Below are 17,038 nucleotides of genomic sequence, written 5' to 3' on the forward strand. Positions count from 1 at the left end.
CAACTATTCCAGGCCTGCGTAATTCCGTCGACGCTCGCCCAGCTGATGGACCGCCGGCCCCGCGATCAGTACTCGATGATCCTAGTCAGGAACGGCGTCATGCCGGGCTTGCGCACCGGGCTGACGGTGACCTTGCCGGCTAGCGACGACGCCTCCAGCATCTGGCCGTTGCCCAGGTACATGGTGACGTGCTGGCCGCCGTTCGGGCCGTAGAAGATGAGGTCGCCGCGCCTGGCCTCGTTCTGCGGAATGTGGCGGCCGAAGTTGTACTGGTCGCCGGAGAACCGCGGGATCAGGACGCCCACGCCGGCGAACATGTACCGCATCAGCCCCGAGCAGTCGAAGCCGGTGATGTTGGCGCCGTCGCCGACGCCTTTGCTCGGGCCGTTCAGCGAGCCGCCGCCCCACGAGTACGGCACCCCCATCTGCGAGCCGCCCCGCTTGATCACGTACTCGATGGCCTGGCGGCCGTTGGCCCGCGGGATCCGGCTGGGACTGGTCGCGCCCGCGTCGGCGGCGGGCGCGTTGCCACCCAGGTTGATGCCCAGCCCGCCGAGGAATTGCCGGCCCAGGTCCAGTGTGGTCTGCGTGGCCTGGGCGGTGGCCTGCAGCGAGGCGTTGGCGACCGCGAGCGGGTCTCCCGGGGCGCCTGCGCTGATCATGGCCGGCAGGGTGGGATCCCACGCGCCGGGGTCGGCGGCGGCCAGGGGGGCCGGCGCGATGACGGACCACATCAGCCCGGCCACCACGGCCACGCTCGAGGCCAGCTTGATCAGGCGAAACCGCTTGTGGCGCATAGCTCCTCGTTCAGTACTCGATATAACGGACCACATACGGCGTCATCCCACTGGTCCGCACGGGCGCGACGCGGACCTTCAAACCGATGTCGGGGGCCTCGAGCATCTGCCCGTTGCCGAGGTAGATCGTCACGTGCTGGCTGCCGCCGGGGCCATAGAAGATGACGTCGCCGCGGCGCATCTGCGACGACGGGATCTTGCGGCCCAGGTTGTACTGCGAGCCCGAGTAGTGCGGCAGCTTGATGCCGACGCCGGCGAACGAGTACAGGACCAGGCCCGAACAGTCGAAGCCGGTGATGCCCGCGCCGGAGTCGATGCCCTTGCTCGGGCCGGCCGCGTTGCCGCCGCCCCAGGAGTAGGGCACCCCGATCTGCGACATGCCGCGCCGGATGACGTACTCGGAGGCCTGCCGCCCGTACACCCGCGGAATCCGGCCGTTGGTGATACCGGTGTCAGCGGTCGGGGCGGCGTCGGGCGGGAGGAGGCCCACCGACTGCAGGAACTTGCGCCCCATGTTGGCGGTGACCTGCGTCGAGGTGGCCGAGATCCCGAGCACCTGGTTCACCACCGCGATGGGGTCACCGGGCACGTTGGCGCTGGGCACCATCGGCAGCGTCGGGTCCCATAGCCCGTCCCACTGGCGACCTCCCGCGCGCGGCGCACCGGCGGCCGGCGCACCGGGGTCCCACCGGTCGCCCGACATCGGGACGGCCGCCCCTCCCCTGGCGGCCGACCACTCGCGCTTGGCCGCCTCGAGGCGGGCCTGGGCCTCGTCCCGCTCGGCGGCCAGGCGCGTCGCCCGTTCACGCTGTTCTGCGAACTTGCGCCTGGAGTCGGTGAGCGCGGCCACCGCGGCGTCCTGGCTGGCCTTCGCGTCCACCGCGGCCTTGTCGGCCTTCTGCTTTGCCAGCCGCGCCGCCGACTCCTTGTTCACCTGCTCGGTGCGGGCCCGCTGCAGCTTGTCCATCACCGCCCGGGAACTGGAGGTCAGGGTCCTGGAGGCGCTTTCGGTGGCGAGGATGTCCTCGGGGCTGGTCGCCGTCAGGTAGCTGCCCGAGGGGCCATTCATATAGGTGGCCGCCGCGAAGGTGTCGAAGCGCCGCTGCGCCGCGGCGATCGCGGCGTTGGCGTCCTTGACCGCCTGCCGGCTCGCTTCGAGTTCGTGTGCCGCGGTCGCCGCGTTGTCCCGCGCGGTTTCCACGTCGACGAGTGCCTTGTTGACGCTTTCCTGTTCCGTCTCGATCTCGGCGGTCAGGTCCTCCATCCGCTGGTTGGCCTTGGCGACGTCGGCGATCAGCGACGCCAGGCGATCGGCGCCGGGATCACCCTGCGCCAGACCGGGGGTGCACAGCAGCATCGCCGCGCTCAGCACCGAGGGCAGCAGCGGCCGGACCAGCCTAGCCTCGCGACCGGTCGCGCAGAGGAGCCCGAGCGGGTGCGTCTCATTCGAGTTCAGGTCTCCTACGGCTCAGCGCGGGCGGCGACGGAAGGCACGGTCGTATCGGGGGGCGGCCATAACAACACGAGCATCATTTGCACCGTACGTCACACGGGACGCGGTGGAAACGCTCGTCACAAACTGCACTCGGGACGTGCGTTTAATGTGACCGAACGGTGACCTGCCCAGTTTGCCGCCGGGAATCACGACCGCTCGCGCGCCGGTGCGGCTGGAGGCGGATGGTCGTGTCAGACGGCGTTACTAGGCGCTACCGGTCGCGTCGGGCGGCGTGTCCGGCGCGGCCGCCGGCGTTGCTGGACGCCTGCCGCGCACCTGCAGGAGCCGGGTGCCCACCGCCGCGGCGAGCACGACGACCAACAGGAATATGGTCAGCGCCGTCCAGGGGAACTCCGGCGCGTTCAGCTCGTGCAGGAAGTGCTGCGCCGAGACCACCGGGTTGCCGGTCTTGGCGATGTCCTCGCCCGCCTCGAGGGTGACGCGCGGGAACTGCGTGCTGTAACTGCCGACGTAGTTCGGGCTGAGGGTGAGGACCGTCGCGTCGTGGTAGTCGGCGCCGACGACGGTCGAGATGTCGCGCAGCGGGGTGTCGTTCGGCGGGTTGTGGTCGAGCAGCACGATCTTGAGGTTGATGCCGTCGGCGCGCGCCTGGTTGACCACGCCGAGCAGGCCCGGCATGGCCGACGGCGGCGCGCTGACGCCGTCGGCGGCGACCTGAGCCTTGATGGCGGTCATGTCGACGTCCTGCGGGATGTAGGCGGGCAGGAACTGTTGGCCGGTCATTGCGTCCCTCCTGGCGCGGTGCTAGGGGAACCGTACGCGATGCCCCGCCGCCCGGTGACGATGAGCGCGGCTTCGCGCCCGCGGGGTCGGAAACAGGGGTTAAACCCGTCGCCCACGAGACAAGACTGGGTTACCGGGTGCCACGTAATGCAGGACAAGCGTACTGTTAAAGTAGCATCCGCGCCGCCGGCACAGCCCGCCGGCGGGAGAATTTAATCCTTGGGAGTTGAAGTGACTAACAAAGATTCTGTGAACTCGTTCGGGGCCCGCGACACCCTCAAGGTCGGCGACAAGAGTTACCAGATCTATCGCCTCGACGCCGTCCCCAACACCGAGAAACTCCCGTACAGCCTCAAAGTTCTCGCCGAGAACCTGCTGCGCAACGAGGACGGCAGCAACATCACCAAGGACCACATCGAGGCCATCGCGAATTGGGATCCCAAGGCGGAGCCCAGCATTGAGATCCAGTACACGCCGGCGCGCGTGGTGATGCAGGACTTCACCGGCGTGCCGTGCATCGTCGACCTGGCCACCATGCGCGAGGCCGTCGCCGAGTTGGGCGGCAACCCGGAAAAGGTCAACCCGCTGGCGCCGGCCGATCTGGTGATCGACCATTCGGTGATCGCCGACCTGTTCGGCACCGCCGACGCCTTCCAGCGCAACGTCGAGATCGAGTACCAGCGCAACGGCGAGCGCTACCAGTTCCTGCGTTGGGGGCAGGGCGCTTTCGACGATTTCAAGGTGGTGCCGCCGGGCACCGGCATCGTGCACCAGGTCAACATCGAGTACCTGGCGAGCGTGGTGATGAGTCGGGCGGACGGCGCGGGAAAGATGACCGCCTACCCCGACACGTGCGTGGGTACCGACTCGCACACCACGATGGTCAACGGCCTCGGCGTGCTCGGCTGGGGCGAGGGCGGCATCGAGGCCGAGGCCGCGATGCTCGGCCAGCCGGTGTCGATGCTGATCCCCCGCGTCGTCGGCTTCAAGCTGACCGGCGAGATCCAGGCCGGCGTCACCGCCACCGATGTCGTGCTGACCGTGACCCAGATGCTGCGCAAGCACGGCGTGGTCGGCAAGTTCGTCGAGTTCTACGGCGAGGGCGTGGCCGAGGTGCCGCTGGCCAACCGCGCCACGCTGGGCAATATGAGCCCCGAATTCGGTTCCACCGCTGCGATTTTCCCGATCGACGAGGAGACCATCTCCTACCTGCGGTTTACCGGGCGCACCGAAGAGCAGCTGGCGCTGGTCGAGACCTACGCCAAGGAACAGGGCATGTGGCACGACCCCAAACACGAGCCGGAGTACTCCGAATACATCGAGCTCAACCTGTCCGACGTGGTGCCGTCCATCGCCGGGCCCAAGCGCCCGCAGGATCGGATCGCGCTGTCGGACGCCAAATCGACGTTCCGCGAACAGATTCCGAATTATGTGGGCGACGATCCCGACAAGAAGGACTACTCGAAGCTGGACGAGGCGGTCGACGAGACGTTCCCGGCCAGCGACCCGGAGGCGCTCAGCAACGGTCACGCCGACGACCGCCCGCCGGTGGAGTCGGCCGCCAGGCACGCCAAGGGCCGGGTCAGCAACCCGGTCAAGGTGCGCTCCGACGAACTGGGCGAGTTCGAGATCGACCACGGCGCGGTGGTGATCGCCGCGGTCACGTCGTGCACCAACACCTCCAACCCCGAGGTGATGCTGGGCGCGGCGCTGCTGGCACGCAACGCCGTCGAGAAGGGCCTGGCGTCCAAGCCCTGGGTGAAGACCACGATGGCGCCCGGCTCGCAGGTGGTCCACGACTACTACGAGAAGGCCGGCCTGTGGCCGTACCTGGAAAAGCTCGGTTTCTATCTGGTCGGCTACGGGTGCACCACCTGCATCGGCAACTCCGGACCGCTGCCCGACGAGATCTCGAAGGCGATCAACGACAACGACCTTTCGGTGGCGGCCGTGCTGTCGGGCAACCGCAACTTCGAGGGGCGCATCAACCCCGACGTGAAGATGAACTACCTGGCGTCGCCGCCGCTGGTGGTCGCCTACGCGCTGGCCGGGACCATGGACTTCGACTTCGACTCCCAGCCGCTGGGCAAGGACAAAGACGGCAACGACGTCTTCTTGAAGGACATCTGGCCGTCGCAGAAGGACGTGTCTGACACCATCGCCTCGGCGATCAGCCAGGAGATGTTCACCAAGAACTACGCCGACGTGTTCAAGGGCGACGAGCGCTGGCGCAACCTGCCGACGCCCAGCGGCAATACCTTTGAGTGGGACCCGGATTCGACGTACGTGCGCAAGCCCCCGTACTTCGAGGGGATGTCGGCCGACCCCGAGCCGGTCAAGGACATCACCGGCGCCCGGGTGCTGGCGCTGCTCGGCGACTCGGTGACCACCGACCACATCTCCCCCGCCGGCAGCATCAAGCCGGGCACCCCCGCGGCGCAGTATCTCGACGAGCACGGCGTGGCCCGCAGGGACTACAACTCGTTCGGCTCGCGGCGCGGCAACCACGAAGTGATGATCCGCGGCACGTTCGCCAACATCCGGCTGCAGAACCAGCTACTTCGCACATTGGGGGAGGTCGTTGCGGGCGGCTACACCCGCGACTTCACCCAGGACGGCGCGCCGCAGGCGTTCATCTACGATGCGGCGCAAAACTACGCGGCACAAGGCATCCCGCTGGTCGTGCTGGGCGGCAAGGAGTACGGATCGGGTTCCTCGCGCGATTGGGCGGCCAAGGGGACGCTGCTGCTGGGCGTGCGGGCGGTGATCGCCGAGTCTTTCGAGCGCATCCACCGGTCCAACCTGATCGGCATGGGTGTCATCCCGTTGCAGTTCCCCGACGGCAAGTCGGCGCAAGACCTGGGGCTCGACGGCACCGAGGTCTTCGACATCACCGGTATCGAAGACCTCAACGACGGCAAGACGCCGAAGACCGTGCACGTCAAGGCGAGCAGGGAATCCGGCGGGGACGCAGTCGAGTTCGACGCGGTGGTGCGCATCGACACCCCCGGCGAGGCCGACTACTACCGCAACGGCGGCATCCTGCAGTACGTGCTGCGCAACATGCTGAAGTCGGGCTAGCCCGGCGGAAAGCCGGGCCCTGGCCATGCCGAAAGTCAGCGAGGACCATCTGGCGGCCCGTCGCCGTCAGATTCTCGACGGCGCCCGCCGCTGCTTCGCCGAATACGGCTACGACAAGGCCACGGTGCGCCGGCTGGAAAAGGCGGTCGGCCTGTCGCGCGGCGCGATCTTCCACCACTTCCGGGACAAGGACGCGCTGTTTTTCGCGCTGGCCCACGAGGACGCCGAGCGGATGGCCGACGTGGCGTCCCGCGAGGGCCTCATCCAGGTGATGCGCGACATGCTCGCCGCGCCCGAGGAGTTCGACTGGCTGGCCACCCGGTTGGAAATCGCGCGCAAGCTGCGCAACGATCCCGTTTTCAGCCGCGGCTGGGCGGAGCGCTCGGCCGAACTGGCGACGGCGACCACCGATCGGCTGCGCCGCCAGAAGGAGGCACACCGGGTGCGCGACGACGTCCCCGGCGAGGTCTTGCAGTGCTACCTGGAACTGGTTCTCGACGGGCTGGTGGCGCGGCTGGCATCCGGCGAGGATCCGCGGCGGCTGTCCGCGGTGCTCGACCTGGTGGAAAACTCGGTGCGCCGCAGCGGATTCGGGGCCGCGAGGTAACGCCACTGCGAATGAGGGGACGAACTTTCGCAGTGACGCTACGCTCGCGTGGACCGGGTCCGCCGCGAAGTGTGGTTGGGGCCGCCGCGGCCGCGCAGCGTGGTGCCGGACTCGAGCAGCATGCTGTGAATCGACCCGTACGACTTGCCGGTGGTCGCGGCCAGGGTGCGGATGCTGGCGCCGCCCTCGTAGGCGTTGCGCAATTCGTGCAACAGCTGGTCGCGCGTCTTCTTCGGCTTTTTCACCGCGCTTTTCGACGTCCTCAACGTTCCCTCCCCCACTGGACTCGATCCCAGCACACAGAGTAGGAACACCTCGCCGGGCGCGGGCGGGTTTTGGTCGAAATCGTCGGCGATTTACGCCAGCTCGATCAGATCCCGGTAGTCGTCGGACCAGTAGTCCTCGGTGCCGTCGGGCAACAGCACGACGCGTTGCGGGTCGAGCGCCTCCGCTGCCCCCGGGTCGTGCGTCACGAGCACCACCGCGCCGCGGTAGCTGCGCAGCGCGTCGAGCACCTGTTCGCGCGACGCGGGATCGAGGTTGTTGGTCGGCTCGTCGAGCAGCAGCACGTTGGCCGTGGACGCCACCAGACCGGCCAGCGCCAGCCGGGTCTTCTCGCCGCCCGACAGCGTCCCCGCCGGCTGGTCGAGCTGGCCCCCGCCGAACATGAACGCACCCAACAGGCCGCGCAGATCCTGTTCGCCGGAGTCGGGCGCGGCGTGCCGAATGTTCTCCCACACGGTCGCGTCGGTGTCGAGCGTGTCGTGCTCCTGCGCGAAATAGCCGATCCGCAAACCGTGTCCGGGCTCCAGCGCGCCGCTGTCGGGGCTTTCGACACCGGCCAGCAGCCGCAGCAGCGTCGTCTTGCCTGCGCCGTTGAGGCCCAGCACCACGACCCGCGAGCCCCGGTCGATGGCCAGGTCGACGCCGCTGAACACCTCCAGCGACCCGTAGGACTTGCTCAGCCCCTTGGCGACCAGCGGCGTGCGCCCGCACGTGGCCGGCGTCGGGAACTTGATGCGGGCCACCTTGTCCGCGACGCGCTCCTCGTCCAGCGCGGCCATCATCCGGTCGGCGCGACGCAGCATGTTCTGGGCCGCAACGGCTTTGGTGGCCTTGGCTCCCAGCTTGGCGGCCTGCGTGCGCAGCGCGGCGGCCTTGCGTTCGGCGTTGGCGCGCTCGCGGCGGCGGCGCTGCTCGTCGGTGGCGCGGGCGTCGAGGTATTTCTGCCAGCCCATGTTGTAGACGTCGACCTCGCCGCGCACGGCGTCCAAAAACCACACCCGGTTGACGACGTCGGCGAGCAGGTCGACGTTGTGGCTGATGAGCACCAGCCCGCCGGTATGCGCCCGCAGGAAATCGCGCAGCCAGCCGAGCGAATCCGCGTCGAGGTGGTTGGTGGGCTCGTCGAGCAGCAGCGTGGTGCTCGAACCCGAAGCACCCGCCCCACCTTCCGAGGCCGCGAACAGGATGCGCGCCAGCTCCACCCGGCGGCGCTGCCCCCCGGACAGCGTGCGCAGCTGCTGGGTCAGGACCCGTTCGGGCAGGCCCAGACTCGCGCAGATCCGGCCGGCCTCGCCCTCCGCGCCGTACCCGCCCAGCGCCACGAACCGCTCCTCGAGCTGCCCGTAACGGCGGATGGCGCGGTCGCGCGCCTCGTCGTCGGCGACCTCGGCCATCAGCGCCTGCTGCTTCTCCAGGTCGGTGAGCAGGACGTCGAGCCCGCGCGCCGACAGCACCCGGTCGCGGGCCAGCACGTCGAGATCGCCCTCTTTGGGATCCTGTGGGAGATAACCGATTTCACCGGTCCGCGCGATCGAGCCCGCGTACGGCTCGGTCTCGCCCGCGAGGATGCGCAGCGTCGTGGTCTTGCCCGCGCCGTTGCGCCCGACCAACCCGATCCGGTCGCCCGGCTGTACGCGCAGGTCCGGGCCGTCCGGTGAGAGCAGGATGCGCGCACCCGCGCGGACCTCGAGGTCCGTGGCCGTGATCACATCTGTCTCCCGTGTCTTCCGTGTCTCCCACGGCTTCCCTTGTTCGCTACTTGTCGTCGGTGAACACCGGCGGCCTCTTCTCGGCGCGCGCGGCAACCGCTTCTTCGAAGTTGGCGGTGAGTAGGCGGACGAAGAGCTGCCCCAGGCCCTCGGCCTGCATGTGCCCCTCCAGGCTACCGGCGTCGAGTCCAGTCCACAGTGTGCGCTTGGTCAACTCGATTCCCGGGCGCGAGAAGGCCGCGATGCGGGCGGCGATCGCGTAGCAGGTGTCCAGCAGCTGCGCCTCCGGCACCTGGCACGACACCAGCCCGATGCGCTCGGCCTCCTCGGCGGTGACGTCGCGGCCGGTCAGCATGATCTCGAACGCGCGCGACGATCCGATGGCCCGCGGCAGCAGGTAGGAGAGGCCCAGCTCGCTGGCGGTCAGGCCGTTGTTGATGCCCGCGGCCCGGAAGTACGCGCTGGTCGAGGCGACCCGGATGTCGGCGGCCAAGGCCAGGCACAGGCCACCGCCGATGGCGGGGCCGTTGACCGCGGCGATCACCGGCTGGTGCAACCGCCGCAGCGCCAGGATCACGTCGTCGAGCACTTCCATCGACCGAAGCGCGTAGGTCGGGCGGGTCAGGCCCTCGACGTGGGGCACCGTGCCCGCGGACTTGTGGTCGGCGCCCGAGGAAAACCCTCGGCCCGCCCCGGTCAGCACGACGACCCGCACGGAGTTGTCGTAGCCGACCTGCTCGAGCGCCTCTTTGAGCGGCACCATGACGTCGAACGCCATGGAGTTCATCCGCTCCGGCCGATTGAGGGTTATCAGCGCGACACCGGGCCGCGGTTGCTCTACCAGTACCAAACTCACCCGTGAAACCTAACGCGAACCGGACCGGTCCGGCGCTCAGACGTGGCCCAAGCCGGTGGCGATCAGGAAAACCCCCAGCGCGGCCACGACGACCCCGAGGACCGCGCTCCTGCGCGCCGCCACCCAGTCGTGCGCGCGCCCCATCAGCGCGCGGGTGCGGTGGGGCGCGACCAGGTGGCAGAGCAGGGGGATTTCGGCGAACGCCAAGCCCACCAGCGTGTACGCCGCGGCCGCGCCGACCTGGCTGCCCAGCGCGGTTCCCGACGCCAGGATCACGGTGAGCGCCCCCAGGTACCGGAAGTCGGTCGTCAGCACCATCCCGGCCACGAACGTGATCCAAGGCGGGCCGGCCCGCAGCGCGTCGAGTGTGCGCGCCGACAGCCGCGAGAACCCCTGGCCCGGGGGCCGCGACGGCGGCGGGTCAGCGGCCGGCGTCCCCGCGGGTCGACGCCCCGGGACGCCGATCGCGAGCCCCGCGGCGACCACCAGCGCGAGCGCGCCCGCCGCGATCTGAACCTGGCCCGCCGTCGGCCCGGCCGTGGCGCGCTCCACCCGGTGCATCGCCCGAAGCGCGACGTCGTGCAGGCCGAACAGGGCGCCGACGCCCAGGGCCACGCCCACGGCCAGCCCACCCAGCCACAGCGCCGCGAGATGAAGCACCGGCCGCCGCCGCGAGAACACCAGCAGCGTGACCCCGATCCGCCCCGGGTCCACCCCCGCGACCAGCGCCAACGCGAGAACGGTGCCCCACATGGGCGGCACTTTACCGCGATCGGGACTGCGGTACCGTCGCACGCGGACGCGACCGTGAAATGTAGGAAAATTGCCGCATCCCGGCTGGTTTGGTCTGCTATCTTAAGCCACCGTCGGGCACGTATCAGCATTTGCCCGGCGAGACGTCTTGGCTGGCTGCACGAGCGACAGTAGCCGAAGCACTGGCGCCGAATGCGCTGTACCGCAACGGGATTGACCAATGGAGGTAGGTGCGCCATTGGGTAACCCGATGACCGAGCCGACCCGAGTTATGTGAATCACCTGTGTCCCGGCAGTGAAACAGGCAGGGAGGGAATGTGTTCGTCCCGGGTGAAGACGCCTTCGGATCCATCGACGAATGGGCGCCGGAGCGTGGTTCGGTCGTGTGCTGGCAACCCTCCCCCGACTCGCTCGTCAAGGTGCGGCGCGCCCCGGTAAGCCCCGTCCCGGCCAGCCATCAGCAAGCCCGGCACCTGCGCAACTTTCGCGACCACGCCGACCGCGGGGTCGATATGTCCCGGCTGTGCATCGGCAGCTGGGACATGCCCGGCACGTGCGACATCAGGGTCCTGACGTACGTCATCACCACGCACCTTCGCCGGCACGACACGTATCACAGCTGGTTCGAGTTCGCCGACGGCGACCGCATCGTGCGGCACACCCTGACCGACCCCGCCGATATCCGCCTGGTGCCGGTCAAGCGCGGCGAGATGGAACCGGCCGATGTCCGCGAGCACATCGCGACCACGCCGAGCCCGCTGCAGTGGGATTGCTTCCGCTTCGCCATCATTCAGCGCGCAGACCATTTCACCTTCTGCTTCAGCATCGACCACCTCTACATCGACGCACAGTTCCTCGGCGCGATGCGGATGGAGCTGTATCTGATGTACACCTCGCTGCTGGCCGGCGGCGCCCCGCCGTCCCTGCCGGCCGCGGGCAGCTACGCCGACTACTGCCTCCGGCAGCACGAATACAGCTCCGCCCTGACGCTCGCTTCCCCACAGGTGCGCGCCTGGGTCGAATTCTTCGAGCGAAATGACGGCACCCTTCCGGAACCCCCGGTGTCGCTCGGCGACGGCTCGGGCCCCTGCGACCTGATGTTCATGCGGGTGATGGACGAGCGCCAGACCGCCGAGTTCGAATCCGCGTGCCTGGCCGCCGGCGCGCGCTTCAGCGGTGGCGTGTTCGCCTGCGCCGCGCTCGCGCAATACGAGCTGACCGGCGCCGAGACGTATCACGGCCTGGTCGCGTGCGATACCCGCAGCAGCCGGGAGGAATTCCTGACGGTCGGGTGGTTCACCGGCTTCGTGCCGATCACCATCCCGGTCCAAACGCGGTCGTTCGAGGCTGCCGCCCGCGCCGCGCAGCAATCGTTCGATTCGGGGAAGGCGCTCGCAAACGTGCCGTTCCATCGCGTCCTGGAGCTGGCGCCGTGGCTGAGGATGCCGCCGGGGCGCGTTCCGCTCCTGTTTCACCTCGACGCGAGCAGCCCTCCCCTGTCGACCATCGTCAAGTCGGAATGGGGCGGGTCGAACATCACGATCCACCACGACGGCGGCGTTCCGGCCCGCTTCGACCTGCGCGTGAACCGGTACGAGAAGGAAACGCACGCAATGGTGTTCTTCCCCGACAACCCGGTCGCGCGCCAGTCGGTCACGCGTTACATCCAGACGCTGAGATCGATCTACCTGTGCGTCGCCGGGGGCCGGGCCGCGGTGGCGGCGCCGCGCGACGACACGCGGTTGCAGCGGCAGCTGGTGTGATCAGGCCTGCTCGGCCTGCACCGCCGCGTCGACGTCGAAGTCCTTGATCTGCTGCACCAGGTCCTCCAGGGCCGCCGGCGGCAGGGCACCGGGCTGGTTGAACAGCAGCTTGCCCTTCTTGAACGCCATCAGCGTCGGGATCGACCTAATCTGGGCCGCCGCCGCGAGCTGTTGCTCGGCTTCGGTGTCGACCTTGGCGTAGACGATGTCGGAATGCTTCTCCGACGACTCGGCGAACGTCGGCGCGAACTGGCGACACGGACCGCACCAGGAGGCCCAGAAGTCGACGAGGACGATGTCGTTGCCCTCGATGGTTTCGTTGAACTGCTCGGCGGTGAGATCGCGTGTTGTCACAATCGCGTCAACGTAGGCGGCCGCCGCGATGTTCCCGCGAGTCGGCAGGGCTCAGATCAGGTTCCGCCGGATCTCTGCCGGGTCGACCCGGTAGGCCCGCAGGTGGCGCACCAGATCGTCCATCACCGACGGGTTGGCGATCCCGGCCTGTTTGAACACCAACTTGCCCTTCCTGAAGGCCATCAGCGTGGGCAACAGCGTGACCTGAGCGGCGCCGACGAGTTCCCGCTCGATGTCGAAGTTGACCTTGCCGTGAACGATGTCGGGGTGCTTGTCGGACGACGCATCGTAGGTCGGGCCGAACACGTCGCAGGGCGCGCACAGCGGCGCCCAGAAGTAGACGAGCACGTTGTCGTTGCCGTAGACGGTGCGCTTGAAGTTCTCGTTGGTCAGGTCTTCGGTAGTCACTTCCGCTCGAGCGTACGTCCGCGGCGGGCGCGGTCGCCGGGATTTGGCGCGCGGTGCCCCTTGCATCCGGCCCGGGATCCGGCCCGGGACCGAAGGTGGTTTATACAATTTGCTCTCGACTAAATCCACCGACATCTCAAATCCGCCGCAAAACTATCGGACGCGGGAATTGAACACACAATGAAATATGTACCTGTGCAATCAAATTTGCCGTGGACAGAGGCGGTATTGCACTCCCGTAGCCGCCGGAAGAGCGTTAGGATTTTTCGCATCGCTGATGCGTCGTCTGGAGGTGCCCGATGTCATTTCTCGTCGCAGATACGGAGTTGCTGTCGGGCGCGGCCGGGAGTCTGGCGCGCATCGGTTCGACGATCAGCGAGGTCAATTCCGCGGTGGCGGCCCAGACGACCACCGTGGCGGCGGCGGGGGCCGACGAGGTGTCGGCCGCCGTCGCGGCCGTGTTCGGCGCGCACGCCAGGAATTACCAGGCGCTCAGCGCCGAGGTCGCGGCCTTTCACAATCAATTCGTGCAAAACCTGCTCGGCGGCGCGCAGGCCTACGCCGCCGCCGAGGCGGCCAGCGCCAACCCGTTGCAGCCGCTGCTCGACGTGATCAACACGCCCACCCGGCTGCTCTTCGGCCGCCCCCTGATCGGCGACGGGAACAACGGGTTGCCCGGCCAGGCCGGCGAGTCCGGCGGAATCCTGTTCGGCAACGGCGGCGCCGGGGGCGCCGGCACGGTCGCGGGCCAGAACGGTGGGCGGGGCGGTGACGCGGGGCTCTTTGGCACCGGCGGCTCCGGCGGCGCCAGCGGCCCCGCGGCGATCGGCGGCGCCGGCGGCAGCGGCGGGCTGCTGTACGGCAACGGTGGCGCGGGCGGCGTCGGCTTCTTCGGTGGCGGTGCCGGCGGCCGGGCCTGGCTGATCGGCAACGGCGGCGCAGGTGGGGCCACGCTATCGATGGGAAACGCCGGCGACGGCGGCGTTGGCGGTTTGTTCTATGGCAACGGCGGAGACGGCGGCAACGGCGGGTCGAACGGCAACGGCGGCAACGGCGGCAACGCCGTCTTGGTCGGCAACGGGGGCAACGGCGGCAACGGCGGAGTCGGCGGCACCGACGGCGCCGGCGGCAACGGCGGAATCTTGTTCGGAAGCAAGGGCGCGCCCGGCGTGGTGTGAGCCCTACCTACGGTTGCGTACCTTTTCCCGCGTCCGACAGACTTAGCGCGGAGCAGTCGGGCGGAGGGAATTGCGTTGGGCCACTACATCGCCAACGTCCGTGATATCGAGTTCAACCTGTTCGACGTCCTCGATGTGGGCGCCGTCCTCGGCGCCGGACGCTACGGCGACCTCGACGAGGACACCGTCCGCACGATCCTGGCCGAGGCCGCCCGCCTGGCCGAGGGCCCGGTCGCCGAGTCGTTCGCCGCCGCCGACCGCGACCCCCCGGTCTTCGACCCGGCTGAGCACACGCTCAGCGTGCCAGAGGAATTGGCCAAAACGGTCCGGGCCATCAAGGAGGCCGGTTGGTGGCGGCTCGGCCTGGCCGAGGAGATCGGCGGCATGCCGGCCCCGCCCCCGCTGGCCTGGGGTGTCACCGAAATGATCCTCTGCGCCAACCCGTCGGCCAATTTCTTCAACTTCGGCCCGTTCATGGCCCAAGCGCTGTTCGAAGAGGGCAATGAGCAGCAAAAGCGTTGGGCGGCAATGGGTGTGGAGCGCGGCTGGCAGGCCACCATGGTGCTCACCGAGCCCGACGCGGGATCCGACGTCGGGGCGGGGCGCACCAAGGCGATCGCACAACCCGACGGAACCTGGCACATCGAGGGAGTCAAGCGGTTCATCTCCGGCGGGGACGTCGGCGACACCGCCGACAACATCTTCCACCTGGTGCTGGCGCGCCCGGAGGGCGCCGGCCCGGGCACCAAGGGCTTGAGCCTGTTCTATGTGCCCAAGTACCTGTTCGATCCCGAGACGCTCGAACTCGGTTCCCGCAACGGGGTTTTCGCCACCGGGCTGGAACACAAGATGGGCATCAAGTCCTCGCCGACCTGCGAACTGACCTTCGGCGACGGCGGCGTGCCGGCCGTCGGCTATCTCGTCGGCGACGTGCACAACGGGATCGCGCAGATGTTCACCATCATCGAGCAGGCCCGCATGACGATCGGCGTCAAGGCCGCCGGCACCCTGTCCACGGGCTACCTGAACGCGCTGGCGTTCGCCAAGGAGCGGGTGCAGGGCGCCGACCTCACCCAGATGGCCGACAAGACCGCGCCGCGGGTCACGATCATCCACCACCCCGACGTGCGTCGCAGCCTGATGACCCAGAAGGCATACGCCGAGGGGCTGCGCGCGCTGTACATGTATGCCGCTGCCCATCAGGATCCCGATGTGGCGCAACGGGTTTCGGGCGCCGACGCCGACATGGCGCACCGCATCGACGACCTGCTACTGCCGATCGTCAAGGGCGTGAGCTCCGAGCGGGCCTACGAGGTCCTGACCGAGTCGCTGCAGACGCTGGGCGGCTCGGGGTTCCTGGTCGACTATCCGATCGAACAGTACATCCGCGATTCCAAGATCGATTCGCTCTACGAGGGCACCACCGCCATCCAGGCACTGGACTTCTTCTTCCGCAAGATCGTTCGCGACCGCGGCCGGGCGCTGCAGTTCCTGACCGCCCGAATCAGCGACACCCTCGACGCCTGCGACGAGGCGCTGCGGCCGCAGGCCGACCTGGTGCAAGCCGCGCTGGACGCCGTCACGGCGATGACGGGCGCGCTGACCGGATACCTGATGTCGGCGGCGCAGCACCCGACGGAGATCTACAAGGTGGGGCTGGCGTCGGTGCGCTACCTGCTCGCGGTCGGCGACCTGGTCATCGGCTGGCGGTTGCTGGTCCAGGCCGGCGTCGCCCACGCCGCGCTGGCGGCCGGGCCGTCGGCGGATGATGAGCACTTCTATCGGGGCAAGATCGCGACCGCGACGTTCTTCGCCAAGAACATGCTCCCGCGGCTCACCGCGCAGCGGCGGGTCATCGAATCGATCGACGGCGACATCATGCGGGTGTCCGAAGACGCGTTCTGAGCGGGCGGGGCACGCACAGGTCAGACACGGCTTGATTGGGTACACCCTCTCGTGGTCCGACTCACGATTGGGGAAAAGTAAATGCCCGCCAGCTGTTCCGCTCCTCGGCTCACCCGCCTCGCCATCGTCGCCGTCACGGGCGCAACCGCGCTGTCCCTCGCCGCGTGCGGCTCGTCGAATCAATCGAGTCCGACGTCGACGTCGACGTCGACCTCCACCTCCACGGTGACCTCGACCGCCACCTCGCAGGCACCCGCCCCCGGCGAAGCCAAGGTCAGGGGGCTGATCGCGTCGGTGGCGGGCAACTCGATGCGGGTGACGAAGGACGACAACTCCAACGCCACCGTGAACTTCACGTCGACGACCAAGATCACCGAGGTCTCGCCGGCCACGCTGAGTGACGTCACGAACGGCAGTTGCATCACCGTGCGGCCCACGCAGGAGGCGCAGGGCGGGCAGCCGGTCACCGCGGCGTCCGTGCGGGTCAGCCCGTCGGTCAACGGCACCTGCCCGAAGCCCAAGGAGAATCAGCCGGGTTCCACCGCCCCGCCGGCTCCGGGATCCCCGGCGCCCGCGCCGCCGACGCCGGTGCGAGGCTCGGTCGCGTCGGTCGCGGGCAACACCATCACCGTCGCGGGCACCGACGACCGCGGCAACACCACCCAGACGCCCGTGACGGTCGACGACGCGACGAAGTACACCAAGACGGTCACCGCGACGCCCGACGCGATCGCGTCGGGCAAGTGCGTCTCGGCGAGCGGAACACTGGACAACGGCGGCGCGCTGCAGGCGACGACCGTCAAGCTGCGGGCGTCCGAGGATGGCAAGTGCCCCGCCAAGGCGCATGGCCAGGGAGGGTGATCCCGCTCCCAGCGGGTACCCGGGTGGCGATCTGTAGTTTCACGATCGGAGGGCGCCGATGATTGCCCGGACGGTCAAGCCCCGGCTTGTCCAAATCGCGCTGGTTGCCGTCGTCGCCGCCCTCGCGCTGAGCGTCGCCATGTGCCATTCGGACACCTCGACCGACAACGGCCACGGTGGAAAGCCGGCGGTCACCGCGGCTCCGCCGAGCGCGCCTCCGGCGGCCGCGCCCCCGCCCTCCC

General features: G+C 68.8%; 15 protein-coding genes and 2 pseudogenes. 7 read left to right on the forward strand and 10 right to left on the reverse strand.

Going from position 1 to position 17,038, the window contains the following annotated elements; translation table 11 throughout:
• Positions 1-65 precede the first annotated feature (65 nt).
• The 3 genes and pseudogenes from ripB to BST11_RS21720 form a co-directional block, all read right to left on the reverse strand.
• On the reverse strand, positions 66-797 hold the full coding sequence (gene ripB, locus BST11_RS21710) for an NlpC/P60 family peptidoglycan endopeptidase RipB (RefSeq protein WP_083140070.1): 732 nt from the start codon (positions 795-797) through the stop codon (positions 66-68).
• Between the two features lie 10 nt (positions 798-807).
• Positions 808-2,243 (reverse strand): annotated as a pseudogene (gene ripA, locus BST11_RS21715) (NlpC/P60 family peptidoglycan endopeptidase RipA).
• 253 nt (positions 2,244-2,496) lie between these two features.
• Positions 2,497-3,036, reverse strand: coding sequence for an Rv1476 family membrane protein (locus tag BST11_RS21720; RefSeq protein WP_083140072.1), 540 nt, complete (start codon positions 3,034-3,036; stop codon positions 2,497-2,499).
• Positions 3,037-3,267: 231 nt separating this feature from the next.
• Between BST11_RS21720 and BST11_RS21725 the strand changes: the two genes are divergently transcribed.
• Entirely contained in the window at positions 3,268-6,117 is a 2,850-nt protein-coding gene (locus BST11_RS21725; RefSeq protein ID WP_142276487.1) for an aconitate hydratase, read from the forward strand.
• 25 nt (positions 6,118-6,142) lie between these two features.
• Complete coding sequence (locus tag BST11_RS21730) at positions 6,143-6,724, forward strand: TetR/AcrR family transcriptional regulator (RefSeq protein ID WP_083140074.1); 582 nt, start codon at positions 6,143-6,145, stop codon at positions 6,722-6,724.
• A 38-nt stretch (positions 6,725-6,762) separates the two neighbouring features.
• On the opposite strand, the gene BST11_RS21735 is transcribed toward BST11_RS21730, so the two are convergent.
• The 4 genes from BST11_RS21735 to BST11_RS21750 form a co-directional block, all read right to left on the reverse strand.
• On the reverse strand, positions 6,763-6,969 hold the full coding sequence (locus tag BST11_RS21735; protein ID WP_083140075.1) for a helix-turn-helix domain-containing protein: 207 nt from the start codon (positions 6,967-6,969) through the stop codon (positions 6,763-6,765).
• 111 nt (positions 6,970-7,080) lie between these two features.
• Positions 7,081-8,718 carry an ABC-F family ATP-binding cassette domain-containing protein gene (locus BST11_RS21740; RefSeq protein WP_083140076.1) on the reverse strand — a complete coding sequence of 546 codons (1,638 nt, stop codon included), beginning with the start codon at positions 8,716-8,718 and terminating at the stop codon, positions 7,081-7,083.
• Between the two features lie 46 nt (positions 8,719-8,764).
• A complete protein-coding gene (locus BST11_RS21745) occupies positions 8,765-9,574 on the reverse strand; it encodes an enoyl-CoA hydratase (protein WP_083140077.1) in 810 nt (269 codons plus the stop codon).
• Positions 9,575-9,610: 36 nt separating this feature from the next.
• Entirely contained in the window at positions 9,611-10,327 is a 717-nt protein-coding gene (locus BST11_RS21750) for a GAP family protein (protein WP_083140078.1), read from the reverse strand.
• A gap of 317 nt (positions 10,328-10,644) precedes the next feature.
• Between BST11_RS21750 and BST11_RS21755 the strand changes: the two genes are divergently transcribed.
• Entirely contained in the window at positions 10,645-12,090 is a 1,446-nt protein-coding gene (locus BST11_RS21755; protein ID WP_083140079.1) for a condensation domain-containing protein, read from the forward strand.
• Here BST11_RS21755 and trxA read toward each other — a convergent pair whose 3' ends face one another.
• Positions 12,091-12,444 (reverse strand): thioredoxin, encoded by a 354-nt coding sequence (gene trxA / locus BST11_RS21760; RefSeq protein ID WP_083140080.1) that lies wholly within the window; start codon positions 12,442-12,444, stop codon positions 12,091-12,093. It abuts the gene before it with no gap.
• Between the two features lie 51 nt (positions 12,445-12,495).
• Positions 12,496-12,852 (reverse strand): thioredoxin family protein, encoded by a 357-nt coding sequence (locus tag BST11_RS21765; RefSeq protein WP_067318404.1) that lies wholly within the window; start codon positions 12,850-12,852, stop codon positions 12,496-12,498.
• Positions 12,853-13,151: 299 nt separating this feature from the next.
• Between BST11_RS21765 and BST11_RS21770 the strand changes: the two genes are divergently transcribed.
• Entirely contained in the window at positions 13,152-14,030 is an 879-nt protein-coding gene (locus BST11_RS21770; protein WP_083140081.1) for a PE family protein, read from the forward strand.
• A gap of 75 nt (positions 14,031-14,105) precedes the next feature.
• A complete protein-coding gene (locus BST11_RS21775; protein WP_083140082.1) occupies positions 14,106-15,935 on the forward strand; it encodes an acyl-CoA dehydrogenase in 1,830 nt (609 codons plus the stop codon).
• 179 nt (positions 15,936-16,114) lie between these two features.
• Here BST11_RS21775 and BST11_RS28700 read toward each other — a convergent pair whose 3' ends face one another.
• A complete protein-coding gene (locus tag BST11_RS28700) occupies positions 16,115-16,342 on the reverse strand; it encodes a hypothetical protein (protein WP_244897742.1) in 228 nt (75 codons plus the stop codon).
• 19 nt (positions 16,343-16,361) lie between these two features.
• Between BST11_RS28700 and BST11_RS21785 the strand changes: the two genes are divergently transcribed.
• Both BST11_RS21785 and BST11_RS28205 read left to right on the forward strand, forming a co-directional pair.
• Entirely contained in the window at positions 16,362-16,796 is a 435-nt protein-coding gene (locus BST11_RS21785; protein WP_342351740.1) for a DUF5666 domain-containing protein, read from the forward strand.
• 58 nt (positions 16,797-16,854) lie between these two features.
• Positions 16,855-17,038 (forward strand): annotated as a pseudogene (locus tag BST11_RS28205) (DUF5666 domain-containing protein); the annotation flags it as partial.

The organism is Mycobacterium alsense (assembly GCF_002086635.1).
Taxonomy (GTDB): Bacteria; Actinomycetota; Actinomycetes; order Mycobacteriales; family Mycobacteriaceae; genus Mycobacterium; species Mycobacterium alsense.

Excerpts from the sequence above, each read along its gene's own strand:
- ripB (WP_083140070.1), bottom strand. The coding sequence starts at position 797 with ATGCGCCACAAGCGGTTTCGCCTGATCAAGCTGGCCTCGAGCGTGGCC.
- BST11_RS21720 (WP_083140072.1), bottom strand. The coding sequence starts at position 3,036 with ATGACCGGCCAACAGTTCCTGCCCGCCTACATCCCGCAGGACGTCGAC.
- BST11_RS21730 (WP_083140074.1), top strand. The coding sequence starts at position 6,143 with ATGCCGAAAGTCAGCGAGGACCATCTGGCGGCCCGTCGCCGTCAGATT.
- BST11_RS21750 (WP_083140078.1), bottom strand. The coding sequence starts at position 10,327 with ATGTGGGGCACCGTTCTCGCGTTGGCGCTGGTCGCGGGGGTGGACCCG.
- BST11_RS21770 (WP_083140081.1), top strand. The coding sequence starts at position 13,152 with ATGTCATTTCTCGTCGCAGATACGGAGTTGCTGTCGGGCGCGGCCGGG.